The organism is Desmonostoc muscorum LEGE 12446 (assembly GCF_015207005.2).
Taxonomy (GTDB): domain Bacteria; phylum Cyanobacteriota; class Cyanobacteriia; order Cyanobacteriales; family Nostocaceae; genus Nostoc; species Nostoc muscorum.
The window spans coordinates 1,248,121-1,272,514 of sequence record NZ_JADEXS020000001.1; the positions used below are offsets into that span (position 1 = coordinate 1,248,121).

Sequence of the window (24,394 nt, forward strand, 5' to 3'; positions counted from 1 at the left end):
CCTTCACTAAAAATTTACATGATTAATTTTTAATACCATAATATTAAGATATCATTCCATGAATTGATTTGGAAAAAGCTCTAACTACTACTATTATTGGATTTTAGTTTTCTCCAAGAATTAAGCAAATATTAAGATTATTTAATAAGATTTACGAATGGCAAAGCCAAAAACTTTTTACGTTTGTAACGATTGTGGGGCGGAATCCCCTCAATGGTTTGGTAAGTGTCCAGCCTGTGGTACTTACAATTCTTTAGAAGAGCAAATCAGTATTCAATCTTCTGTAGATGTACCTAGTCGGGGAGGAGTGAGTAGTTGGCAATCAGCTCCAACGAATGGCAAATCTCACTCTAAACCAGCTAAAGCACGAGCCTCCTTAACATTTGACCAAATTACCGATCGCCAAATTGCCCGCTGGGAGTCTGGTTATGGAGAATTGGATCGGGTGCTTGGTGGTGGAGTTGTTCCAGGTTCTATGGTGCTGATTGGTGGCGATCCCGGTATCGGTAAATCAACTTTATTGCTGCAAGTATCAAATCAACTAGCGCAGAAATATCGCATCCTTTACGTAACTGGTGAAGAATCGGGACAGCAGGTAAAATTACGAGCTTCTCGTTTGGGAGTATCCAAAACCGTAAGTGTGGTTAATGAGGAAAATGTTACGGTAGTAGTAGATAATACACTTCCCATAGACCCTGACAGTATAGGTGCAGATTTATATGTACTGCCAGAAACAGATTTAGAAGAAATTTTACGGGAAATAGACTCACTAAAACCGAATGTAGCTGTAATTGATAGTATTCAAACAGTGTTTTTTCCGGCTTTGACTTCTGCGCCTGGTTCAGTGGCTCAAGTACGTGAATGTACAGCAGCTTTGATGAAGGTGGCGAAGCATGAAGATGTCACCATGTTGATTGTCGGACACGTCACCAAAGAAGGAGCGATCGCCGGTCCGAAAGTCTTAGAACATTTAGTAGATACAGTGTTGTATTTTGAAGGCGATCGCTTTGCCTCCCATCGGTTATTACGGACAGTGAAAAACCGCTTCGGCGCAACACATGAAATCGGCATATTTGAAATGGTGGCACACGGATTGCGGGAAGTTCCTAACCCCTCAGAGTTATTTTTAGGCAACCGTGACGATCCAGCGCCGGGTACAGCAATTGTAGTGGCTTGCGAAGGTACTCGCCCGATTGTTGTAGAATTACAAGCCCTTGTCAGTCCCACCAGCTACCCCTCCCCTCGGCGTGCAGGTACTGGCGTAGACTACAACCGCCTCGTGCAAATTCTCGCCGTCTTAGAAAAACGCGTGGGGATTCCCATGTCGAAATTAGATTCTTATGTTGCTTCTGCTGGGGGATTGAGTGTAGTAGAACCAGCAGTAGATTTAGGAGTAGCGATCGCCATCGTTGCGAGTTTCCGCGATCGCATCGTTGATCCCGGTACAGTTTTGATTGGGGAAGTAGGCTTAGGTGGACAAGTGCGATCGGTTTCCCAAATGGAACTGCGGTTGAAAGAAGCAGCTAAATTGGGATTCAAAAGAGCGATCGTCCCCAAAGGCACAAAATTTCCCGATCTCAACATTGAGATTTTACCAGTCTCTAAAGTAATAGATGCAATTATCGCCGCCATCCCCCATCAGGAATTGACAGCAGACGATTTAGAACCTGATGAAGATGAGTAACTACTGGGTACTGGGTACTGGGTACTGGGTACTGGGTGCTGGGTACTGGGTACTGGGAAATTGTTCCAAAATTTGGGAAGGATCAAAGCAAATTCCATAATTTTTACGAGTGAAAACCGAGTTTTCAATCCCCAGTCCCCAATCCCCAGTCCCCAATCCCCAATCCCCAGTCCCTTTTACACACCAAAGGATAAACCCACCATGACAGCCCTCACCGAAGGCTACCAAATCACCTGGGAAAAACTACCCGATGATTACAAACTCCCGGATGATCCAGGGGATAACCTCAATCAACCAGCTTTAGCTGCTGCACTCACGGAAAGCCTACAATTAACCGGAAAAATTTCAGTTAATGCCCTAACCCCAACCAATTATGGCATTTGCGCCACCTTGAATGGCAGAATGGTCATCAAAGCTCCTGATTGGGCATACATACCTAATATTCGTGTTGAACGCGAAGAAGTAAAACGCAGTTACACTCCCCAGCTACAAGGAGAAATGCCAGTAATTGTGATGGAATTTGTTTCCGATACACGGCAGACAGAATATTCTATCAAAGCGACATATCCCCCAGGAAAATGGTTTTTCTACGAGCGCATCTTAAAAGTACCAAACTACATCATCTTTGAGCCAGATAGCGGCAGTATCGAAATGTATCGCTTACAATCCACAGAACAGTACATTTTGCAAGAGCCTGATGAAAATCAACGCTACTGGATAGCAGAAATGAATCTTTACCTTGGAGTGTCCCAAGGTACTCGTGAAAACCGCACAGGAAAGTGGTTGAGGTGGTGGGATGAACAAGGAAACCTTTTACCTTGGGGAATAGAATTAGCTGAACAAGAACGCCAACGCGCCGAAAGACTAGCAGCACAATTGCGAGCAGCGGGGATTGAACCTGAAGATTAGACTTCTTGTAAATAATGTAGGTTTGCTAGATTAGCTGAAAATTTGCTAAATCTAGCATTTTTTTTACCCAACGAGCCATAATTGCTGAAGAAGAAGTTGCTCAAGCTAAACGAAGAGCAGAACAACTGGCAGAACGTTTACGTCAGTTAGGCATGAATCCTGAGGAGCTAGATTAATTATTGTAACTTCAGATATTTTTTCTTTATTGTTTATTAATTTATGTTAAAAATAACTTGATTTTGTAACACATTAAATAAACAACTAACAGAGGTAAAAATTATTCCATTAGGTAGCAATATTTTCTATTTTAGAAGAATAATGACCTAATACCGAAAGCTTACATAACTGATACCGCAGCATGGAGTTGCAGAAAGATTAATTTTTGAGAGCGATCGCATTTTCAGTACTTGAAATACATATAATATTTACTTTGATAAGTCTATAGCAACTTCAGTTTTGCGAAAAACTATGTTGTCATGCTATGTGCTAGCTGTTCCCAACCTTAGTAACCCAATAGGGATTAAGGTTAAGATAAAGTTAAAAAGCGAATCTCAAAAGCGATGCTCAAAGCACTCGCAGATATTACCGCAGACACGGGCTATATTCTGGCTGCTAAAATACTTAATATTAAGTAGTACTAAAACCTACTCAAGTAAAAATTGCTAACTTGGTCACACAAGACTATCTAAAGATTGTAGAAAAGTGTATTTCCTAGTTTTGACAGTGGTGCTAACCTCTATTTTATAGATGATATAAGCCTTTATCTGCTAGAGTTTCTGACTTTGAGCAAACTAAATAATCTATGAATAATAAGATCGCTAGGAGTGCGATGATGATGTCACAGTCCCCTTTGACAAGACCAGAAATAGCTGCTGGAACTCTAATCGATAACCGCTATATTATCCAAAAACTTTTGGGACAGGGAGGATTGGGACGAACTTATTTAGCGTATGATACTCGTCGCTTCAATGAAGCTTGTGTTCTCAAAGAATTTGCACCCATTGGCACAGGAGAAAGTGGACTCGAACAATATCGCAACTTATTTAAAAGAGAAGCAAAAATTCTTCACCAATTGCAACATTCTCAAATTCCCAAGTTTTTGGCTTGCTTTGAAGGAGATGGTCGGCTGTTTTTAGTACAAGAGTATGTTGATGGAAAAACATATTCTCGGCTGCTAGGAGAACTTCAACGCCAAGGAAGAAATTTTTCTGAAGACGAAGTTATCCAGTGGCTAAAAAATCTGCTGCCTGTGTTGGAATATGTCCACGAGCATAATATTATCCATCGAGATATTTCTCCTGACAATATCATGTTACCTGATGGCAACGATCTGCCAGTGCTGATTGATTTTGGTGTCGGTAAGCAAATTACTGATATCAACGAGGCCAAAACTTCTAACCAAGTAACTTTTGTTGGTAAAATGTCTCTGGTTGGTAAAGTGGGATACGCTCCCCGCGAGCAGATTAGCTTGGGTTTATGTTCTCCCTCCAGTGACCTTTACGCTTTGGGGGTAACAGCTATTGTACTGCTCACAGGTAGAGATCCATCCTTATTAATGGATCAGTACTCCTTAGAATGGAACTGGCGTTATTATGCCTATGTTACCGATGGTTTCGCTCAAGTACTCGATCGCATGTTAGCAGATAGACCCAACAAGCGATACCAAACAGCCAGAGAAGTAATCGCAGATTTAGAACTTCTTGAACAACCACAAGTAACAAACTCTCCTGCAATTGCCATTGATTTACCTCCCACGGTATTTAATCCTGAATATCAGGCTATGTCGGCAATTTCCGAGTCATACAACCAATTAGGAGAAACAATCTTTAGTTCACCCAGTTTACCTGCGAGTCCACAAATTGGGCGAATACAAGAACAACAACAACAACAACAACCTTCTCTTAATCCAGCTTTTGTTAAACATTGTCAGCAAGAGTTAGCTTACCACATCGGGCCAATGGCAACTCTAGTTATAGAAGAAATATTGGCTCAAAATCCTTACATTTCACCTGACCAATTTGTTGAACTGATAGCCGCAGAAATTCCTAACTTTCAAGCAGCTTTTGAATTTAAAAAAAGCTTATTTTCTTAGGGATTTAGACAACCACTAATTTAGTGATGATTTTTACAAATAAGAATTCAGAATTTGTAAGCAGTTTAGTATGGTTAGCACTCTTTTACAGCAGAATTCAAAAGTCAGCGGATTATTATATTCTCATAATCTTGACTTATTCAGGAGTCAGAATTCTGACTCCTGAATTCTGACTCCTGACATTTTCTAATCTCCTGTACCTCCCTGAGTCCGTTTAATTCGTTTCATTGCCATTTCTAAACTTAATTGCATCCGTTTAAAAGCTCTAGCTAGATTACCAATTTCATCATTAGACATCTGCTCAAATTCAACTTCCATATGTCCCGTACTTACTTCCTCCGCCACGCGAGTCATGCGTTTGAGAGGAATAACAACTTGTCGATTCAAGAAAAAGTTGACTAACAGGATAGTTGCGATAAAAATAGTTGATACAATTAGAATGATCAGCAAGGAAGATTGATTGGCTTTGTTGATAACGTTATTCGCTGGTACTAATATAATTTGAGCGCCAACAATTTCATTCAGCTTCCACCCAAATCCATTAGCTGCACCATAAAGAGTAATCATACTTTGAGGTGCAGCTTCCGGTACGCTATGACACTTCAAACAGCTTTCTTCAGAAACTGGTAACGGACGAGCAACGTAAAAGAAATCTCCGCTAGGAATTGAGCGAAATCCACTCACTTCTTTTAAATCTGATTTATTTCTGAACTTTTCTACAATTTCAGTCTCAAAACCGTCTGCTTTATCCCGAAGATTAGTGGGATTAAGAGTTGCTTCTTTATAAGAGAAGTCACGGTAGTCTGTTGTTTTGCGTAAAATTTCAAATACTTGACGTGCTGAGTATCCAGGAACACTTTGTGGCAAAAACTCCGTTGCTAATTTATCAGCTAACTCTGGATTCACTTCAGTACTGGTGTATTTACGAACAGAACTCATTGTTTGCATCAGCATGAGAGCCGTTGAGCTAATATCTTGTTTGGCATTCTCCCTCAGCAAAGAAGAAAGAGCAAATCCGCTTAAACTCAGACCAAATGTCAAAATTACTAGTAGTAGAATTGTAAATTTTTGTTTCAAATTCAGATTCTTTAGCATAATTTTAGATTACCTACAAGTCAAATTATTATGAGCAAATATGGCTAAAGTCATCGTTTACTCTAGCATGAGCGTAAGAAGCCAGAACTCAGGAGTCAGAATCCAGAATGATTAAAATATCAAGGGTGTTATAGCTTCTTAATTTTATTCAAATTATTAAGCTTGAGTGTCAAAGTTTTCTTAATTATGACTTCTGTATTCTGGATTCTTAGGGTGTAAAGGCATAGTTTAGCTAAAACTATGAGGGTATATTCAACTTTATACTATTAATTAATAGTAACTATTGAGGTGAATGAAAATGTTATCTAAGTAACTAACCTAGAGAAAGCTACAACAGCAATTCAAATGGAATTCCCAAAAATTCCTATTGGCTGTTCCGATACCGTGCCAAAATAAATACCACGAAACGTCAAATATTACTAATGGTGTGGAATCCAGGAAAATCTTTATTCGGAGGGCGCTACATTATTGAAAGCCAACTAGGCGAAGGTGGAATTGGCATTACTTATCTTGCCATAAATCAACAAAATCAACTGCGAGTCATTAAAACCCTCAAAGAAGAAATCTTGAATCACCCCGCTTGGGTACTCCACCGAAATAAATTACGGCAAGACTTCCGTGATGAAGCAGTTCGGTTGGCTGTGTGTCACCATCCTCATATAGTAAAGATAGAAAACGTCTTTGATGAAGGAAATTCGCCTTGCATGGTCATGGAGTATATCCAAGGCGAAGACTTAGGACAACGCTTGAAGCGGGTAGGTTTGCTATCAGAAACAGAAGCACTGTTGTATATCCGCCAAATTGGGGACGCTTTGACGCTAATTCACTCTAAAGGGCTGTTGCATCGGGATCTCAAACCGCGTAACATCATGATTCGCATTGAAAAATCAGAAGCGGTGCTGATAGACTTTGGCATTTCCAGAGAATTTATCCCCAATGCAGTTCAAAGGCATACAGTGTATCGCACTCCTGGTTTTGCCCCACCTGAACAGTATGAATTAGAAGCGCCACGAGGAGAATACATTGATATCTACGCCCTAGCTGCTACTTTGTATAATTCGCTTACAGGAGTTGTACCAACAAGTGCAGACGATCGCCGTCACAATGTTAATTTAGAACCACCACAATATTTTAATCCCAATATCAGCAACAGGGTAAATCAAGCTATTATGTGCGGCATGGATCTGGAATCAACTTATCGTCCCCAGTCCGTGCGAGAGTGGTTGAATTTACTGGAATACGATTCTGGGGAAGATTTAGCAACAATACCATTGTCTTTAGTCAGTAAGCCTAAACAACAATCACCTGGGACTGTTGCACAATCATCAGGGCCTGTTGTATTGGATCGGCAGAACTGGCAATGCATACAGACCCTTAAAGGTCATTCTAGTATGGTTCATGCGATCGCCATTAGTCCAGACGGGCAATTTCTTGCTAGTGGCAGCAATGACAAGACCATCAAACTTTGGCAACTGAGTACTGGCCTGACTTTTCACGGGATGTGGAAAAGAAAGAGTAGTTCGCGATAATCTATCGCGAACCACTTGTTATTCTTTATTATATTTGGAAGTTTCTTCGACTAAATCTTTTAAACCCTGTTTGAGAGTCTCAATTGAACGATCTAAAGCTTCAATTTTAGTCCTTGCAGTAATTTGTTCAATGGCATCTATGTAGGCTTGACTACCAGCCTTACCTAAATGCTTGTACTTGGATAGCTTGCCATCATTTCGAGTCGTAAATATTGGTGTTGTAGCATGTAGTTTATAGTACCAATAAAATTCTTTACGCCCCTTTGCTAGGTAACGAGCGATTCTACAACTAGGTGGCGCAACAGGCGTTGAGTCGTGTATGGCAGCTACTTCAAGTTCCAGACGCTCCTTCATCGAGATCACAAAATCTATACGCTTGTGTAAATCCTCTTGGGCTATGGTTTTTCGGTCTTTCGACATCAAATTAACTCCTAGATTCGCGACTTGTTGTCGCGAACCATATTCCTCCTAACAAAGGCGAGTAACTAAAATCAATATATTGATTTTAGATTTTCATGTAGCAACCAACCTTGGCATAAAGTTTCTAATTCCAACCAGCCTCGCCACAAAACTTGTATCCCAATAGGGCTATTCTTCCTATGTTCTAAGTATCCGCCGAGACGTGCAATTGCTCTAATTGCCCAGTCAACTGTAAGCTGTATCTGCTTTTTTTGTTTGGGTGGAGTACTAGCAAGTAGCACGTCCATTTGTATTTTTGTTAACACCAATTCTGCTGAACTGTGCGGGGAATTCCGGTGTAGATAAGTCATTCGCAGTAATTGTGCCGCAATCACTGTTAAAAAACCTAACATTGTTGACATACTCTCCCCTGCCAAGCGGTAACTTTCCGCTTTACAGCCAGATTTTAGTATTTTGTGATATTCTTCTATCCGCCAGCGATACGTATACCATCGAAGAATTTGAGATGCTTCTGTCTGTGTTGTTATTAACTCGCTTGTCAGTAGCATCCACGTAATTGGCTCACATCCATCTGGCACATTAATTTCTGTTGCAAAGAGCGCGTAAACGTTAAAATTGCCTGACTTTTTTAACCGAGAAGGAGGATTTATTGATACTGGACAATACCTGATCTCCAAGGTGGCAGTTCTTTCTTTTCGCTTTTTAGTTTCAGGTAATTCAATCTCTTTTATAAACTGCACTTTCTGGGATGTTACATACTCCCATAGATAAGAGTTTTCTCCTTCTAAACAACGATTGTGAGCGGCTCTGACAACTACACCTGTATTTTTATTTTTACGTTGAAGTGCGAATACTTCTGCAATATCTCCTTCACGGTCAAAGACATGAATTACTCTTGAGAGTAGTCCCCCATCAGGCATTTCTAAACCTTTAAATAATTTGTTTACTTTCTGAAAAACTTCAACCCATCGATAAGATTCTTTCTCTTTAAAAGCTCTATTCTTGGCGATTAAACGTTCTTTTTTTAATCGCTTTTTTTTTGCCGTAGATGTTTCCTCTGGTGGTGGAGATGCTTTGTGCTGTCGATGCCACAATTTCTCCCATAATAGTCCTAGTGGCTGACCAAAGTCTGGGTCTAGTGCTAAAGAACTATGTAAAATTAGTCCGTTCCCACCATTGCCCGTAGGCCCATAATCATCTCTTTTTTCTAATATTTTTTTATAATCCAGATAAGTAGTATCTCCTACCGCTAATACTATTGGTATGCCATAAATCTCTTGTGCCGTCTGTTTAAAAGATGGTTGGGTCAATTTCTCAAAAGTTGTTTTGGGGTTAGAAAAGAATTCGTAGCCACGTTTGAGGTCACTAGCGCTTTGAAATATTTCTGATAGAGGATGACCATATTTTACTTTTAAAGCCTCCGCAATTAACACTGCTCTGTCGGTCAGACGTTTGTCACCAAAATCACAATCGCGGTACGGGTTTGCTTCTAATAGTTTCATTTGCACCCCAAAATACGATACTACAAGCACCTTAATATTAGAGGACGCAAATTATCTTAAGTCCAGAGGATTGGTTCGCGACCAGCTATCGCGAACCAATCCCCTTTTCCACATCCCGTGAAAAGTCAGAGTACTGGCAAGCTAGTGCGTCAACTGGGTCGTTGGTCCTCTGGTCATTCCAGTATGGTTCATTCCCTTGCCTTTAGCCCAATTTCCCCAAACTCTTCTTATCAAGGAGATTCTGGCAGAACTCGAGGAATCACAGATATCAACTCGGGAATTTTGGCTAGCGCTAGCTGGGATAACACAATTAAATTATGGGATTTCAACACAGGCAAAGAAATTCGTACTCTCATCGGTCATACCAACTGGGTAAATTCCGTCGCCTTTAGTCCAGATGGCAAACTGCTCCTTAGTGGCAGTACTGACTGTACAATTAAACTCTGGCAGGTACACACTGGTATAGAAATCCAAACTTTGACAGGTCATTCTGACCCAGTTTCATCAGTTGCCCACTCTCCGAGAACAGCTACAACCACCAACAACCAGGAGAGACAGCTTGTAGCTAGTGGTAGTAATGACTACACCATCAAACTGTGGCAAGTATACACAGGCAGAAACATTTGCACACTTACAGGACATACCTTCTTTGTCAACTGTATCGCCTTCAGCCACGATGGGGAAATCATCGCCAGTGGTAGTGGTGACAACACAATTAAACTGTGGCATGTAAACACAGGCAAAGAAATTCGCACCCTCACTGGTCATTCTGATTCAGTTTGGTCAGTCGCCTTTAGCCGGGATAGGCAATTTCTCGCTAGTGGTAGTTGGGACAACACTATTAAAGTGTGGCATTTACACAGTGGTACAGAAGTCAGCACACTGACAGGACATTCCAGCTATGTTAGGTGTGTTGCCTTCAGCCCTGATGGACAAACCCTAGTCAGCGGCGGCGATGACGATACCATCAAAATTTGGCGACGGGGAAAGTGAGGGAGATGAGGGAGATGAGGGAGATGGGGGAGTGTGGGGAGAGTTGGGAGAATATAAAAAAGTTTCTCACACCTTCCAATGCTTAATGCCCATCCTCTTCTAACCTTTCGATAGAATTGCGATCGCCCCAAATTTGTGAAAATAATGGCGGCAACCGTTATTTTTGAACAATCAATAATTTTATGGGCTTTGGTATTGGCGATTTATTCTGGATTTTCCTGCTTCTTACTTCTTTGCAACCCCTTTGGCAAAAACGCCAAATAGAATATCGACGCTTGCGTGCTTTACAAGAATTTCAGCAAGAACGCAAAAGTCGAGTAATTTTGCTGATTCACCGCCAAGAGTCTATTAGCTTCCTGGGAATTCCCATATCTCGCTACATTACTATCGAAGACTCAGAACAGATACTGCGAGCAATTCGTCTCACTCCCCCAGATGCACCGATTGACTTAATTTTGCATACTCCTGGTGGTTTAGTCTTAGCTACAGAACAAATCGCTAGAGCATTAATTCGCCACCAAGCAAAAGTCACAGTCTTCGTACCCCACTACGCTATGAGCGGTGGTACAATGCTAGCTCTCGCCTCTGATGAAATTGTCATGGATGCCAACGCTGTTTTGGGGCCAGTTGATCCCCAACTCGGTAGTTACCCAGCAGCTAGTATCCTCAAAGTAGTTGAAGATAAACCCATCAGTGAGGTTGATGACCAAACCCTGATTATGGCCGACCTCGCACGCAAAGCAATACAGCAAGTACAACGGTTTGTGCGGACTCTGCTGAAAGACAGTATACCCAAACAAAAAGTTCAGCCAGAAAATATCGAATCGATTATCGAAGCCTTAACAACTGGGCGCGTTACCCACGACTATCCCATCACTGTTGAGGAAGCAACAGAAATGGGGCTGCCCGTAACCGTCGGACTGCCCCATTCTATTTACGACCTCATGGATTTGTACCCACAGCCACAAGGAGGACGACCCACTGTTCAATACATTCCTATGCCTTACAATGACGGTCGTCCAGTTCTACCTACACCCAAAGGCAGACCTTTAGAAGAACCAAATCAGATGACTTGAAGGTTTGAGCTAGGAATTTTTTGGTAAGGACTAAGGTGTAGTCGTCGGTGTCGGTGTAGCAGTTGGTGTAGCAGTTGGCGTAGCGGTCGGTGTAGCTGTCGGTGTAGCTGTCGGTGTAGCTGTCGGTGTAGCTGTCGGTGTAGCTGTCGGTGTAGCCGTTGGTTTAGCCGTTGGTTTAGCCGTCGGTTTAGCCGTTGGTTTAGCCGTCGGTGTAGGTGATGGCTTGGGAGTTGGCTGACCCACAAGTGTCTTTGCTTCTTGATCCAGCTTTTGCCGGAGTGCTAAATTAGCAATTCCGGTTTCTTGCAATTGATTTTTCTTCTGGTATTCCTTCACCGCTGCTTCCATTTGGGGACCATAAAAATGATCGCGGGGAAGCAGAGGATTCGGCTTCACCACAGCATTCAAATTTGCTTGCAGAATTTTAATGATGTTAGCAGCAAAATCTTGGGTTTTTGGTCCAGCTATGCCATCCACTGGTTTTAGCTTATAACCCGTCTGAAATTCACGAATTGCTTTTTTAGTTTCTTCGTCCGTCAACGGCGTACTTGTTACCTTGACGTTATACCCTAATCCCCGCAACACAGCACGAAATTGCTGTGGCGTATAACTACGTTGAGGAGCTGCAAAACCTGTGTCTACAACTACTATGCTAGCAGTTAACAGGCAGGTAGCAGCAAAAGCCGCGCTTGATTTTCCAAACCCACACCACATAATGAAAACTCCTTTGGATTAAATCAGCAGGATTATAGACCTTAACAGCTGCATTTTAAGTTTCTTTAATAACTTTTTTCTCGATTATTTAATGATTTTTGAATAATTTGTAATTTATATTCGTCAAACTTAACTCAATATACAAAAACTAATTTGTGTCATCCATCAAAAGAAGTATCTTATATTAGCAAAGACAATTGTTAGTCAATAAATCAGAGGGTTAATATTGAAAATCAGTGGAAAATGTATAATCTAAAACAAAAAAATGAAAAACATCAAAAATTCTCAGCAGCGGAATCTTTGGTTTGAAAGATTGATGGCAATACTTGCCACGGTAAATTTAAGTTTAGTTTTGTTTGATTTAAGTTACGTACATTGGCGGGATTTGTACTTGCAAAAACTTCCGCAAATTGTCCAGATTTATGACCCAATCAAAGGTATTGAACCGCATCGAGACACGAAAAAGTATCTAGAAACCGTAGACGCATTAGAAGAACAAGTCAGCCAAACAGGGTTACAGTCACCTGAAGTAAAAAGCAGGCTAGAGGAAATAACTCGTCTCAGTAACGAGATAATTGATACTAACCCATTTGCGGGAGCGAATAAGAGTGGTACCTTAGAAAAAATCAAAAATCGGATGCGTAAGCAAATTGGTAGGGATTCAGCGAAAGAGTCCTTTGCCATTTTCTGGAGTCAACCGTACTTAACCCAAAAAGGCTGGGTTAATGAAATTAATTTTTTCAACCAGAGTATCAGACCTTTGATTGCCACTAACTACTACCGTGGAATTGGGGAAAGTGGCGACTTTATCAATAATTTCTGGATTGTTGACTTAGGTTTTGTGATTTTATTTGCCCTAGAATTGCTAGGGCGTACCTTTTTAATCAGACGCCAACATCGTGGTTTAAGCTGGTTAGAAGCACTTTTGTGGCGTTGGTACGACCTGTTTTTATTACTGCCATTTTGGCGGTGGTTGCGAACAATACCCGTGTTAATTCGCCTCGATCAAGCACACTTATTGAATCTGTATTCAGTGCGCCGACAAATTAATCAGGGAATCGTCGCCAATTTTGCCGAAGAACTGACAGAAATTGTAGTGGTGAGAGTAATTAACCAGGTTCAGGGTTCAATTAAGCGGGGTGAATTAATCCGCTGGCTGTCGCAACAAGAGAATGTGCGCTCCTATATAGATATTAATAATGTGAATGAAATAGAAGCGATCGCAGCTCTTTTGGTAAAAACAATTGTTTACCAAGTGCTACCCGAAATCCAGCCAGCGATCGTTGCCATTTTGCGTCACAATATCGATGCCGTCATCCATCAAGTCCCCATCTACCGCAACCTCCAGAACCTCCCAGGCGTCGGACAAGCCCAAACCCAGCTCAGCGAACAACTAGCGACCCAAATTACAACAAATCTTTATAAAACCTTAGTTAGTGCTGTTGAAGACCCTGTTGGCGCAAAACTCACCAGTCAACTAGTACAAAGTTTCACCGAGGCCTTGACAGCACAAATTAAAGAGAAACAATTACTTTCAGAAATTGAGAGTTTACTTTTTGACTTTTTAGAGGAAATCAAACTCAACTACGTCCAGCGTTTGTCCCAAGAAGATATCGAGCAAATTATCGAGCAAACCAGGCAGCTAAGGACACAAGCATCAGTTCCAGCAATCGTGGAAAGATGACGGGATGTGGGGAGTGGGGAGTGGGGAGTAGGGAGATGAGAGAGATGAAGGAGATGAGGGAGTGTGGGGAGCAAGGGAGCAAAGGGGAGAATAACTCTTAACTCCTCACTCCTCACTCTTAACTCTTCACTTCTCACTCTTCACTCTTAACTCCTCACTCCTCACTCCCCAGTCCCCACTCCCCACTCCCCACTCCCCACTCCCCATGCCTCACTACAAAAGAAATGCGCTAAACTCGAATTAGGGCGAGCCAATATTGGTTCGTTACAAGACTTCTTGGAAGATATCCCTATCGCAGGAAGTGGGTCGATCGCCCACTTTTTTTATTGAATTTTCTCATGGCTCATCCCTTAATACCAAAAATTATTGATTTGGCGACACCAGTGGCAGAAGAACTGGGATTGGAACTGGTTGGCGTGGTTTTTCACACTAACCAAAATCCACCAGTGTTGCGGGTAGATATTCGCAATCCTCAGCAAGATACTGGATTAAATGATTGTGAAAGGATGAGTCGTGCTTTAGAAACCTCCTTAGATGCTGCGGAAATTTTTCCAGATGCTTATGTCTTGGAAGTGTCCAGTCCTGGTATCTCGCGGCAATTGGTCACCGACAGGGAGTTTATTTCTTTTAAAGGATTTCCTGTCATTATCTCCACTTCCCCACCTTACGACGGACAACAAGAGTGGACTGGTCAGTTGATTCGCCGGGATGAGACAGCAGTTTACTTAAACCAAAAAGGTCGTGTAGTCGAAATTCAGCGATCCCTAATTACTAGGGTGCAGCTAGACGAGCGCCGATAAACGAATGACTATGGACTAGGGATTAGGGACTGGGGACTGGGGACTGGGGACTAGGGACTAGGGATTCGGGAAGCAGAGGGGTAGGGAACCAGAGGAGCAGAGGAGCTTCAGGTGCAGAGGGGAAGTTGCAGTCAGTCTTTCCCCTCTGCCCCCGCCCCCTCTGCCCCCTGCGTTTTTCTATGCCCCATGCCCCAGTCCCCAATCCCCAGTCCCCAATCCCCAGTCCCCAATCCCCAGTCCCTGATTTTTAAAGGAGATTGCTTATGTCAATGGTTACTTTACCTGGATTAAAAGAATTAATTGAAAGTATCAGTCGTGAGCGCAATTTACCTCGTCTTGCAGTTCAATCAGCGATTAGAGAAGCACTACTTAAAGGCTACGAACGTTATCGTCGCGCCCAAAATTTAGAGCGCAAACAATTTGACGAAGATTATTTTGATAATTTTGAAGTAGAACTGGATATCGAAGGAGAAGGATTTCGCGTTCTTTCCACTAAAACTATTGTCGAAAAAGTTAGTAACACAGACCATCAAATTTCTCTAGACGAAGTTCAACTAGTAGCTCCCGAAGCGCAGTTAGGCGACTCTGTAGTGCTAGATGTGACACCAGATCAAGGAGAATTTGGTCGCATGGCAGCCATGCAAACCAAGCAAGTACTAGCGCAAAAACTCCGGGATCAGCAGCGCCAAATGGTGCAAGAAGAATTCCAAGACTTAGAAGGAACTGTCCTCCAAGCAAGAGTTTTGCGGTTTGAAAGGCAATCAGTAATTTTGGCAGTTAGCAGTGGCTTTGGCCAGCCAGAAGTGGAAGCGGAATTACCAAAGCGGGAACAGCTACCCAACGATAACTATCGGGCAAATGCCACTTTCAAGGTATATCTGAAAAAAGTTTCCCAAGGTCAGCAACGGGGACCCCAGTTATTAGTATCTAGAGCAGATGCTGGTTTGGTAGTTTATCTGTTTGCTAACGAAGTACCAGAAATCGAAGATGAAGTAGTACGGATTGTTGCCGTAGCTAGGGAGGCAAACCCCCCTTCCCGTTATGTAGGTCCCCGAACTAAAATAGCAGTAGATACTCTAGACCGCGATGTAGACCCAGTTGGCGCATGTATCGGAGCCAGAGGTTCGCGGATTCAAGTGGTAGTCAACGAATTGCGTGGTGAAAAAATAGATGTAATTCGCTGGTCACCAGACCCAGCAACATATATCGCTAATGCCTTGAGTCCAGCGCGGGTGGATGAAGTCCGCCTCATGGACCCAGAAACCAGGCAAACTCACGTACTAGTGGCTGAAGATCAACTGAGTTTGGCCATTGGCAAAGAAGGACAAAATGTCCGTTTGGCAGCCCGCCTGACCGGCTGGAAAATTGACATCAAAGACAAAGCTAAATATGACCATGCAGGAGAAGATGCTAAATTTATAGCTTCCAGAGCCAAATATCAAGCAGAGCAAGAGGAAGATGATGAAGATGATATTGATTTTGAGGAATTAGAGCCGGAAAATCCAGACGAACTGGAATTAGAAGAAGATGATACTTTTGATCCTGAGGACGACGAATAATTTATCAATTCTGTGAAGTTTTGTTACTGTTGATTTTAGTTCCAATCTCAAAGATTTTTTTGGTCAAAACGAGTTGGTATAAGTAAAAAATAGTAATAAAGAACTTCTTTCTACACCCAAAATGCTGAACTGAGATCAGACAAAACCGATGAAACCAAATTATCGGCGCTGTATTAGTTGCCGCAGACTAGGTTTAAAAGAAGAGTTTTGGCGGATTGTACGCGTCTTTCCTTCGGGAAAGGTACAATTAGATCAGGGCATGGGGCGTTCTGCCTATATTTGTCCGCAAGCGAGTTGCTTACAAGCGGCTCAAAAGAAAAATAGACTAGGGCGATCGCTACATGCATCAGTGCCAGAAACACTGTACCAAAGCTTGTTGCAACGTCTAGCCCCCAACAATACCCAAAATAAAATTTAGGAAGTTGGAACAACTCAGTAGCGTAATTAACAGAGGAATTGTGCTAAAGGCGAATTAGTCGCACTTTTTTCATATCCTCTCTTGATCGCTAGGGTTAGTGCCAAAATAGTAAATGGGTGTAGAAAGCATTCGGCTCTTCCATAAAAAGAGGGGCGGGGCAGTACTCCCAGAACAAAATGTAATCGATTGTGTTGTGGAAGACTCAGAATCAGCAAAACAAAAAACTACAAAATGGCAACCTGGTAGCGCTCAGGCGCAGTTCGGCGTCAACGGTTCCCATAAAAATCTTTTATTCAAAAAATTTTTATGGGCGTCTCTCAACCATCATTCCTGGTGGGGATGCCATTATTAAACCGAAACATCTCTCTTTCCTGATTGGAGGCACCGGCAAAATCACCAAGGGCAACCTAAAAACAGTAATCCAAGGATGGAGATGTCGCACTCCCAGGCAGCCATCCGCTAAAACTGTAAATTAAAGGGGAAGAGTGGATGAACAACGGCAAAGTTAGAATTTATGAATTATCAAAGGAATTGAATTTGGATAACAAAGAGCTACTAGCAATTTGCGACCAGCTCAGCATCGCGGTCAAAAGCCATAGCAGCACGATTTCAGAATCCGAGGCAGAACACATTCGCGCGGCTGCGGAAAAACTCGCAGCCACAAATGTGACGCCGAAAAAGGAACTAGGTACAACCAGCCACAAACCAAATTCCCAATCAAACGGCGGACGAAACCGACCTGCTGCACCCCACAAACAGCAAATTTTGGAAATACGCAAACCCAAAATATTGAGAAACTCTACTTCCAACGCCTCAGAGGCGTCAGTTGCTACCAATACCCAAGTTGCTTTGTCTGAAGCTAATCCTCCCTCACCTCCACGGCCTTTCGCTACACCAGTCTCACCCATGAAGCCGACGGCACCAACCCGACCTGTACCCCGGAATCAATCTGAGACCCCAGAGCAACCTCCTGTAAAAGACTTGGAACAAACGCCTAGTCAAAACCAGCCACAGGAAAAAACAGTTGCCCAAAAGCCAGAAAAAGTAGTTCCACCCAGACCGAAACCGGAAAAACCTCAAAAACCGCAATTAGTTGCGCCACCGGCAAGACCTGCGGCGGAAGAACCCCAGGTGTCTGAGCAGCAATCTCCGGCAGACAAACCGATTCTCAAACGCGAACGTCCACGGACTACAGAAGGCGATCGCGAGCATCAAATTAAGCCCAAAGTTGCTAAGCTGCCAACCGACCAGACCTCGCCAGCTGCACCACAAAGGCAGCCTCGTCCCACCCTATCACCTGGAAAACCGGAGCAAAGAGGAAATAGACCATCAGGCCCATCACCAATAGGAGAGGGGCAACGACCCCGACCCGCACGTCCTGGTGAAGCTGTAGCAGCAGCAATGCCCATTGCTACTCCACCAAGACATCTGTCAGCAACAGCGGCGAAATCTGAAGTATTAGGTGACGAGCCAATCGCCCCCGATCTTCTGGATTTGAAACGCCCAAGTCCACCCCGGCCAAGCAAAGGCGGCAAAAAGTGGGTAGAAGAAGAAATCATTGACGAAGTTAAAGAAAAGGCGGGCAAGGCCGGCGTTAAAGGCAAGCGGGTCAAGCCAATACTTCTAGATGATGACTTTGAAGAAGACGATTTGCTGGATGATGACGATCTAGACTCACCAGCCACCGTCCAAGTTAGTCTTTCCATCGCCCGTCCCCCCAAACCAAAAGCAACTCGACCCACACAAGCTCCAGCGGCAGCCCTGGCTACAGTTCCAACAGCAAGAAGTAAAAAATCTTCTAGTTCCAACCGCGACCAAAACCGTCGCCAAGAAGTTGAAACCAAGCGCGATCGTCCGGAAAAAGTCGTGGTCACAGGGCCAATGACTGTCCAAGAATTGGCTGACCTCCTGATTGTTGCCGATACAGAGATTGTAAAAATCCTGTTCCTCAAAGGCATGGCAGTGAGCATCACCCAAAATCTGGATATTCCGACAATTACCCTGGTAGGAAAAGAACTAGAAATAGAAGTTGAAACCGCCGAACCAGAAGCAGAAGCTCGGAAAGTTACGGAAATGGTCAGCGTCGAAGACCTGGAACATCTCCATCGGCGTCCGCCAGTGGTGACAATTATGGGTCACGTAGACCACGGTAAAACAACCCTGCTCGACTCGATTCGTAAAACCAAAGTAGCTGCTGGCGAAGCTGGTGGTATTACCCAACACATCGGTGCATACCATGTGGATGTGGTACATGAGGACAAACCACAGCAGATAGTCTTCCTAGATACTCCCGGTCACGAAGCCTTTACAGCAATGCGGGCACGAGGAGCGCGGGTAACAGATATTGCTGTGTTAGTAGTAGCTGCGGATGATGGCGTTCGTCCCCAAACCATTGAAGCTATTAGCCATGCTCAAGCAGCAGGAGTGCCAATTGTCGTTGCTATCAACAAAATTGACAAAGAAGCTGCACAGCCAGACCGGGTGAAACAAGAACTCACCCAGTATGGTCTGACAGCAGAAGAATGGGGCGGTGACACAATCATGGTGCCGGTGAGTGCCATCAGAGGTGAAAACCTAGACACGCTCCTAGAGATGATTCTCTTGGTAGCAGAGGTAGGAGAACTGTCTGCCAACCCAGACCGTTCTGCTAAAGGTACCGTCATTGAAGCACATCTGGATAAAGCCAAGGGAGCAGTTGCTACCCTGCTGATTCAGAATGGCACCTTGCATGTAGGAGATATGCTGGTAGCCGGCTCCGCCTTTGGTAAGGTGCGAGCAATGGTGAATGACAGAGGCGTAAGAGTCGAAGCCGCCTCTCCATCCTTTGCAGTTGAGGTATTGGGCTTAAGTGATGTACCAGCAGCAGGCGACGAGTTCGAGGTCTTCGAGAACGAAAAAGAAGCCAGAAGCTTAGCAAGCGATCGCGCCGACAAACAACGCCTATCCCGCCTGTTGCAAGGACGTGTCACCCTCACAACCCTCTCAGCTCAAGCACAAGAAGGCGAGTTGAAAGAACTCAACTTGATCTTGAAGGGAGACGTGCAAGGTTCTGTGGAAGCCATTGTGGGAGCGCTCAAGCAAATCCCCCAAAACGAAGTCCAAATTCGCATGTTATTGGCTACTGCTGGGGAAATTACCGAAACAGATATCGACTTAGCATCTGCCAGTAACGCTGTAATAATTGGCTTCAACACCACCTTTGCTAGTGGCGCTAGACAAGCCGCCGATGAAGCGGGTGTAGATGTTCGGGAATACAACGTCATCTACAAACTCCTGGAAGATATCCAAGATGCCTTGGAAGGTCTTCTCGAACCAGAGTTGGTGGAAGAACCCTTGGGTCAAACCGAAGTCCGCGCCGTCTTCCCAGTCGGCCGTGGTGCGGTTGCCGGTTGTTACGTTCAATCTGGCAAGCTAGTTCGCAACTGCAAAGTACGGGTGCGACGTGGCAGTAAAGTGATTTATGAAGGCGTGCTTGACTCCCTAAAACGGATGAAAGAAGACGCCCGTGAGGTCAACGCTGGTTATGAATGCGGTGTCGGCATTGATAAATTCAATGATTGGGCTGAAGGTGATATCATCGAAGCCTATCAGATGGTTACCAAGCGCCGTACTCTCACCTTAACTAGATAGTGCTGAGGGTAAAATGGTTAGAAGGTAGGAGTTAGGAGTTATGAGTTAAAAGCTCCTAACTCCTAGCTCTTAACTTTTAACTAATAACTTTAATATATGGCTTCATTTCGCTCTGAACCAATTTTGTGGATTCACGTCGCTGGATTAGCGACGTTGCCTGTTTTCTCAATACTCTGCTTATTGTTCCTGTCCGTGGGCGAGCCGTTTTTGCCCGTCTGGGCGGAACTATTCTTAGTAGCCGCCATTGGTGTTTTGCCGTTGCTATGGATGCAGTTGCGTCGCCCTTTTTACATCTTTGGTCTTTTGGGAATAGCTCTAAAGCCAGAAAATTTGACTGAGCGGCAGCGAAAAATTCTTTGTTTAACTAATACAAAGTTAAATCGTGTCCTAGCCCTAGTGACAGCAGTATTGTCGGTTTGGGCGCTGTGGCATATCTATCAAATTGCCCCGTTAGTAGCAAATACAGCTAAGTTTTTACCACAATGGCGCAGCCTCGGTCTAATACTTGCGGCCTTAGCCTTTTTAGCAAGTAATCTATTTTTACAAATTCCCGTTAGTGCCATGCGAGTTTTAGTGACTAATGACACAGAATTTGCTGCCATAGAACCGTTATCTTTAGAAAAGATTAAACAAGATTTTACAATTTTAGGCGTGCGGGTTAATCAAATGTTGCCCCGGTTATTTGAATCTGTATTCGCAAGAAACATAGATTCGCAGCAGCCCCCAGAGTAAATATTATTTTATTTGAAGAGGCTAGGAGCAGACACGGGGAGTGAAGGATGAGGGGGATGAGGGAGATCAATTAATAACCAATGACTAATGCCCAATGCCCCATGCCCCATACCCCATGCCCAAATAACTAATAACAGAGGAATGAGGAATTATGGCTCAAATTCCAGCTTATAGCGATCGCCAATTTTCTGCTGATAGTGAAATTTGGTATAGTCTCAAATGTGCGATATCGACTAGTTCTGGTTTTCAACGCTGGCAATTAGAACGGGATGTTCAATTACACGGACTTCGCTTAGAACAGCAGGTACAACGGTATTTACGAGAAACTTTAGAAACTTTAGCTTATTAAATACCAAGTAAATCTTCTAGTTGAGGAAGTTGATGGTTGACGCTCTTGAAGCGATCGCCATCAACTTCGCCACAAAAGTACAAGATAGGTAGATTGGGGTGCAACGCAATTGGTCGATTAATAATTTAGGGGCTGATCTGCGTTAGCGAAGCTTAACAAACAGGACTTACGCACACTATTCTCATCATTGTAGGTATAGTTATAGATATCACTGCCATCTACAACCTGAATTAAATTACCATCTGCATCGTAGGTATATTCAGCGTCTCCTACATTTGAGTATTGGTTGAGATTGTTGGCAGTATAGTCAATTATCTCCCCATTAATAATGGTCTGTACTCGGTTTCTCGCACTGTCATAGACATACTGTAAATTTTGATCTGCAATATTTGGATTGGTCGAATCAAACTGTGCTTGAGTTAACTGACCTGTCGCATCATAGGAATAAGTCCAACTACCATCATTATTTACTTCACCTATCCTTCTTCCTGAAGCGTCATAGGTATAGCTAAATGAAGAGTTGATTACATAAATTAGACTTTTCAAACACCCTCTAACAGAGTGTTTGAAAAGTCCAGCGAGACGCAAAAAAGCTCACTAGGTATAAACAGATACAGTTTATTTCAGTCCAAAATCCTTGGTAGAGACGCTAAATTTAGCGCCTCTACAGTTTATTATGCTCTTAATTGTGGAGAAGCTGCTCTGACTTTTCATGGCATCTGGAAAACGCCATTTTGAGCTTTTTTCAAACCCTGATTTTCACTTAACTATTTTCATTAACTTAAAACTATTGAGAATTAACCTGTGGAAAAAGTCACGTTGTTTCACGGTTTGAGGACTTCCCCTGAAAAGTCGGAGAAGCTGCTGATTACCTGGATAAGCAAGTTTTAAGCATCAATTTTTGTGTGTTTCTCTAGTCTTAAGGTGTATTGGCAGTAAACTCAGCGTATAGATAAGGTAGCGAGCGGCTTATTCATAAGACATCTCCGAAAAAGAATGTAGAGACGCGGAATTTATCTTATCTACAAGGGTTTGAGGTTACGCATATTTAATTTCTGGAGATGTATAATGTATAAGTTCTGTGATTTATCTCAGGAATTTATCTGAATAAGTGCTAATCATCCAGTATAGTTTTGCATGGGTTTTACAGCAGCTTACAAGACTGCTAACTTTAACCTTGTTCGACATACCGTAATTCAGCACATCACAGACTTAAAAATGAAATATCGGGGTTTTCACACTTCTGGAGCGAAAAATTTTCGCCTTCTTTCTAGCAATCATCTCAGATATACTGTACGCATTGCAGCCGGACTAACGGCTTTGTTAGTTGTTTCTGGTGGGTCAATAGTACTACCTGGTGAGGTAAATGCTGGTGCTACTCACCCAAAAGACATCGCCCCAACTCTCACAGCGCAAGTTCCCACCACTGCAACAGTAATTTACGTTAATCCCACAAGTGGTGCAGATAGCGCTGGTGCTGGTGCAACAGCCAACGCACCGTACAAAAGCATAAGTTTCGCTCTAAGTCAAGCCCAATCAGGCGCAGTAATTCAACTCGCACCTGGGAACTATAGCCAAGAAAGTGGAGAAACCTTTCCTATCTTGTTGAAACCAGGGGTGACACTGCGGGGTGATGAATCTACTAGAGGTCAGGCGATATTAATTTCAGGTGGAGGTTTCTACACTAGTCGCACCTTTGCCAGACAGGACATTACCATCCTTGCCGACCAAAATACGACTATTACGGGCGTTACTGTCACCAACCCAAATAGCCGGGGTACGGCTGTGTGGGTAGAGTCAACAAATCCCATCATCAAAAACAATACTTTTACTAACAGCATCAGAGAGGGCGTTTTTGTCACTGGTACAGGGAACCCCAAAATCGAAAGTAACATCTTTGTGCAAAATAAAGGCAATGGAGTTTCAATTGCTAAATCTGCCCAAGGAGAAATCCGGAATAACTTATTTCAGGATACTGGTTTTGGTATAGCGATCGGTGGCACTTCTACACCCCTAGTTGTAGAAAACCAAATCATCGAAAACCAAGACGGTCTTTTTATTTCAGAGTCAGCTAAGCCTGTATTGCGTAAGAATATCATTCAAAACAATAAGCGGGATGGTATAGTAGCGACTGTTAGTGCTTTACCTGACCTTGGTACCAATGAAAATCCGGGTGGCAATCTGATTCGTAATAACACTCGTTATGATGTAAACAATGCTACCAAAACTGGGACAATTCTCGCTGTTGGCAATGATATAGACCAAAAACGAATTTTTGGTTCAGTAGATTTTGTTGCCGCAACTGTTGAGATACCACCTGGAGGGGCTGTCGCCTTTAAAGATGTGGCAGCAAATTACTGGGCAAAAGTCTACATCGAAGCCTTAGCTTCCCAAAATATTATTGCTGGGTTCCCTGATGGCACTTTTAAACCCAATGAACCTGTGACACGCGCTCAATTTGCCACCATTATCACTAAAGCTTTGACACCACCAGTCAAACGCGCAGGTATTCAGTTTAAGGATGTAGCAAGCAATTTCTGGGCTTACGCTGCAATTCAATCTGCTTACCAAAGCCAATTTGTTTCTGGTTATCCTGATGGTACTTTTAAGCCACAGCAGCAAATTCCCAGAGTACAAGCTTTGGTAGCTTTAGCCAATGGTTTGGGCTTAACTGCCAACAATCAGAGCGTCCTTTCCTTTTACACCGATGCTGGCCAGATTCCTGATTATGCGATCGCTCCTGTTGCTGCTGCAACAGTACGACAACTAGTAATCAACTATCCCACAGCTAAACAACTCAATCCTAATCGTCAGGCAACTAGAGCCGAAATTGCTGCCTTTGTTTACCAAGCACTCGTCAATGCTGGACGTGCCCAACCAATTCCTTCATCCTATTTGGTAACAGTTCAATAAAGAGTCCTGGTTTTTGAGTCTATAGGAATCAAGGATTAATTGATTAATTGAAAGCGCCAGACTAATAAATCATCAGTCTGGCGCTTCCAATATTGTGAATTTTATTAAATTTCGGTATGTTGAATCATAAAATTTGGGGTCTTTAAATATAGTTGACCCCATTTGAATGTGATTGGGTTTATGGTCAGGGTCTTTATATTGGCTGACCCCGTTTCAACGATTTCTAGTTTCTCAGAAATTTTTGCTTTTTGAGATTTCGTAATATTTTTTTTATTTTTTCTTTCTTGAAATTTTA

Annotated in this window: 17 protein-coding genes and 3 pseudogenes; 15 read left to right on the top strand and 5 right to left on the bottom strand. The window is 43.0% G+C overall.

Annotated elements, in window-relative coordinates; genetic code table 11:
• Positions 1 to 157: 157 nt before the first annotated feature.
• The 4 genes and pseudogenes from radA to IQ276_RS05385 all read left to right on the top strand — a co-directional run bounded on the left by radA (position 158) and on the right by IQ276_RS05385 (position 4,685).
• Positions 158 to 1,684 (top strand): DNA repair protein RadA, encoded by a 1,527-nt coding sequence (gene radA, locus IQ276_RS05370; RefSeq protein WP_190881989.1) that lies wholly within the window; start codon positions 158 to 160, stop codon positions 1,682 to 1,684.
• 201 nt (positions 1,685 to 1,885) lie between these two features.
• Positions 1,886 to 2,593, top strand: a complete 708-nt coding sequence (locus IQ276_RS05375; RefSeq protein ID WP_193922049.1) for a Uma2 family endonuclease — start codon at positions 1,886 to 1,888, stop codon at positions 2,591 to 2,593.
• A gap of 65 nt (positions 2,594 to 2,658) precedes the next feature.
• A pseudogene (locus IQ276_RS41235) lies at positions 2,659 to 2,769 on the top strand (Uma2 family endonuclease); the annotation flags it as partial.
• 659 nt (positions 2,770 to 3,428) lie between these two features.
• Positions 3,429 to 4,685 (top strand): serine/threonine-protein kinase, encoded by a 1,257-nt coding sequence (locus tag IQ276_RS05385; protein ID WP_193922051.1) that lies wholly within the window; start codon positions 3,429 to 3,431, stop codon positions 4,683 to 4,685.
• A 186-nt stretch (positions 4,686 to 4,871) separates the two neighbouring features.
• On the opposite strand, the gene IQ276_RS05390 is transcribed toward IQ276_RS05385, so the two are convergent.
• The gene (locus IQ276_RS05390; protein WP_193922047.1) at positions 4,872 to 5,780 is read right to left on the bottom strand and encodes a c-type heme family protein; all 909 of its coding nucleotides are present in this window, start codon (positions 5,778 to 5,780) and stop codon (positions 4,872 to 4,874) included.
• 422 nt (positions 5,781 to 6,202) lie between these two features.
• Between IQ276_RS05390 and IQ276_RS05395 the strand changes: the two are divergent.
• Positions 6,203 to 7,285, top strand: a pseudogene (locus IQ276_RS05395) (protein kinase domain-containing protein); the annotation flags it as partial.
• A 42-nt stretch (positions 7,286 to 7,327) separates the two neighbouring features.
• Here IQ276_RS05395 and IQ276_RS05400 read toward each other — a convergent pair.
• On the bottom strand, positions 7,328 to 7,729 hold the full coding sequence (locus IQ276_RS05400) for a hypothetical protein (RefSeq protein WP_193925513.1): 402 nt from the start codon (positions 7,727 to 7,729) through the stop codon (positions 7,328 to 7,330).
• 71 nt (positions 7,730 to 7,800) lie between these two features.
• On the bottom strand, positions 7,801 to 9,231 hold the full coding sequence (locus IQ276_RS05405; protein WP_193925515.1) for an IS4 family transposase: 1,431 nt from the start codon (positions 9,229 to 9,231) through the stop codon (positions 7,801 to 7,803).
• Positions 9,232 to 9,363: 132 nt separating this feature from the next.
• Here IQ276_RS05405 and IQ276_RS05410 point away from each other — a divergent pair.
• Positions 9,364 to 10,224, top strand: a pseudogene (locus IQ276_RS05410) (WD40 repeat domain-containing protein); the annotation flags it as partial.
• A gap of 182 nt (positions 10,225 to 10,406) precedes the next feature.
• Positions 10,407 to 11,300, top strand: coding sequence for an SDH family Clp fold serine proteinase (locus IQ276_RS05415; RefSeq protein WP_193923120.1), 894 nt, complete (start codon positions 10,407 to 10,409; stop codon positions 11,298 to 11,300).
• A gap of 30 nt (positions 11,301 to 11,330) precedes the next feature.
• Here the strand turns inward: IQ276_RS05415 and IQ276_RS05420 are convergent, their stop codons facing one another.
• On the bottom strand, positions 11,331 to 12,014 hold the full coding sequence (locus IQ276_RS05420) for a peptidoglycan-binding domain-containing protein (protein ID WP_193923125.1): 684 nt from the start codon (positions 12,012 to 12,014) through the stop codon (positions 11,331 to 11,333).
• A gap of 265 nt (positions 12,015 to 12,279) precedes the next feature.
• Here IQ276_RS05420 and IQ276_RS05425 point away from each other — a divergent pair, with 265 nt between their 5' ends.
• The 7 genes from IQ276_RS05425 (at position 12,280) to IQ276_RS05455 (ending at position 21,186) form a co-directional block, all read left to right on the top strand.
• Positions 12,280 to 13,698 carry a hypothetical protein gene (locus IQ276_RS05425; RefSeq protein WP_193923126.1) on the top strand — a complete coding sequence of 473 codons (1,419 nt, stop codon included), beginning with the start codon at positions 12,280 to 12,282 and terminating at the stop codon, positions 13,696 to 13,698.
• 338 nt (positions 13,699 to 14,036) lie between these two features.
• Entirely contained in the window at positions 14,037 to 14,498 is a 462-nt protein-coding gene (rimP, locus tag IQ276_RS05430) for a ribosome maturation factor RimP (RefSeq protein WP_190882001.1), read from the top strand.
• Positions 14,499 to 14,761: 263 nt separating this feature from the next.
• Positions 14,762 to 16,057 (top strand): transcription termination factor NusA, encoded by a 1,296-nt coding sequence (nusA, locus tag IQ276_RS05435; protein ID WP_235115455.1) that lies wholly within the window; start codon positions 14,762 to 14,764, stop codon positions 16,055 to 16,057.
• Positions 16,058 to 16,205: 148 nt separating this feature from the next.
• On the top strand, positions 16,206 to 16,475 hold the full coding sequence (locus IQ276_RS05440; RefSeq protein ID WP_190882003.1) for a YlxR family protein: 270 nt from the start codon (positions 16,206 to 16,208) through the stop codon (positions 16,473 to 16,475).
• Between the two features lie 489 nt (positions 16,476 to 16,964).
• Entirely contained in the window at positions 16,965 to 20,105 is a 3,141-nt protein-coding gene (infB, locus tag IQ276_RS05445) for a translation initiation factor IF-2 (protein WP_235115456.1), read from the top strand.
• Between the two features lie 96 nt (positions 20,106 to 20,201).
• Positions 20,202 to 20,837, top strand: a complete 636-nt coding sequence (locus IQ276_RS05450) for a low-complexity tail membrane protein (protein ID WP_190882005.1) — start codon at positions 20,202 to 20,204, stop codon at positions 20,835 to 20,837.
• A gap of 151 nt (positions 20,838 to 20,988) precedes the next feature.
• Positions 20,989 to 21,186, top strand: a complete 198-nt coding sequence (locus tag IQ276_RS05455; protein WP_190882006.1) for a hypothetical protein — start codon at positions 20,989 to 20,991, stop codon at positions 21,184 to 21,186.
• Positions 21,187 to 21,303: 117 nt separating this feature from the next.
• Here the strand turns inward: IQ276_RS05455 and IQ276_RS05460 are convergent, their stop codons facing one another.
• Positions 21,304 to 21,732 carry a hypothetical protein gene (locus tag IQ276_RS05460; protein ID WP_193918570.1) on the bottom strand — a complete coding sequence of 143 codons (429 nt, stop codon included), beginning with the start codon at positions 21,730 to 21,732 and terminating at the stop codon, positions 21,304 to 21,306.
• Positions 21,733 to 22,404: 672 nt separating this feature from the next.
• Between IQ276_RS05460 and IQ276_RS05465 the strand changes: the two genes are divergently transcribed.
• The gene (locus IQ276_RS05465; protein WP_193918572.1) at positions 22,405 to 24,099 is read left to right on the top strand and encodes a DUF1565 domain-containing protein; all 1,695 of its coding nucleotides are present in this window, start codon (positions 22,405 to 22,407) and stop codon (positions 24,097 to 24,099) included.
• The last annotated feature ends 295 nt before the right edge of the window (positions 24,100 to 24,394 follow it).

Bases quoted from the DNA above. Each gene is read 5' to 3' on its own strand.
- radA (WP_190881989.1), top strand. From the start codon at position 158: ATGGCAAAGCCAAAAACTTTTTACGTTTGTAACGATTGTGGGGCGGAA.
- IQ276_RS05375 (WP_193922049.1), top strand. From the start codon at position 1,886: ATGACAGCCCTCACCGAAGGCTACCAAATCACCTGGGAAAAACTACCC.
- IQ276_RS05385 (WP_193922051.1), top strand. From the start codon at position 3,429: ATGTCACAGTCCCCTTTGACAAGACCAGAAATAGCTGCTGGAACTCTA.
- IQ276_RS05390 (WP_193922047.1), bottom strand. From the start codon at position 5,780: ATGCTAAAGAATCTGAATTTGAAACAAAAATTTACAATTCTACTACTA.
- IQ276_RS05400 (WP_193925513.1), bottom strand. From the start codon at position 7,729: ATGTCGAAAGACCGAAAAACCATAGCCCAAGAGGATTTACACAAGCGT.
- IQ276_RS05405 (WP_193925515.1), bottom strand. From the start codon at position 9,231: ATGAAACTATTAGAAGCAAACCCGTACCGCGATTGTGATTTTGGTGAC.
- IQ276_RS05415 (WP_193923120.1), top strand. From the start codon at position 10,407: ATGGGCTTTGGTATTGGCGATTTATTCTGGATTTTCCTGCTTCTTACT.
- IQ276_RS05420 (WP_193923125.1), bottom strand. From the start codon at position 12,014: ATGTGGTGTGGGTTTGGAAAATCAAGCGCGGCTTTTGCTGCTACCTGC.
- IQ276_RS05425 (WP_193923126.1), top strand. From the start codon at position 12,280: ATGAAAAACATCAAAAATTCTCAGCAGCGGAATCTTTGGTTTGAAAGA.
- rimP (WP_190882001.1), top strand. From the start codon at position 14,037: ATGGCTCATCCCTTAATACCAAAAATTATTGATTTGGCGACACCAGTG.
- nusA (WP_235115455.1), top strand. From the start codon at position 14,762: ATGTCAATGGTTACTTTACCTGGATTAAAAGAATTAATTGAAAGTATC.
- IQ276_RS05440 (WP_190882003.1), top strand. From the start codon at position 16,206: ATGAAACCAAATTATCGGCGCTGTATTAGTTGCCGCAGACTAGGTTTA.
- infB (WP_235115456.1), top strand. From the start codon at position 16,965: ATGAACAACGGCAAAGTTAGAATTTATGAATTATCAAAGGAATTGAAT.
- IQ276_RS05450 (WP_190882005.1), top strand. From the start codon at position 20,202: ATGGCTTCATTTCGCTCTGAACCAATTTTGTGGATTCACGTCGCTGGA.
- IQ276_RS05455 (WP_190882006.1), top strand. From the start codon at position 20,989: ATGGCTCAAATTCCAGCTTATAGCGATCGCCAATTTTCTGCTGATAGT.
- IQ276_RS05465 (WP_193918572.1), top strand. From the start codon at position 22,405: ATGAAATATCGGGGTTTTCACACTTCTGGAGCGAAAAATTTTCGCCTT.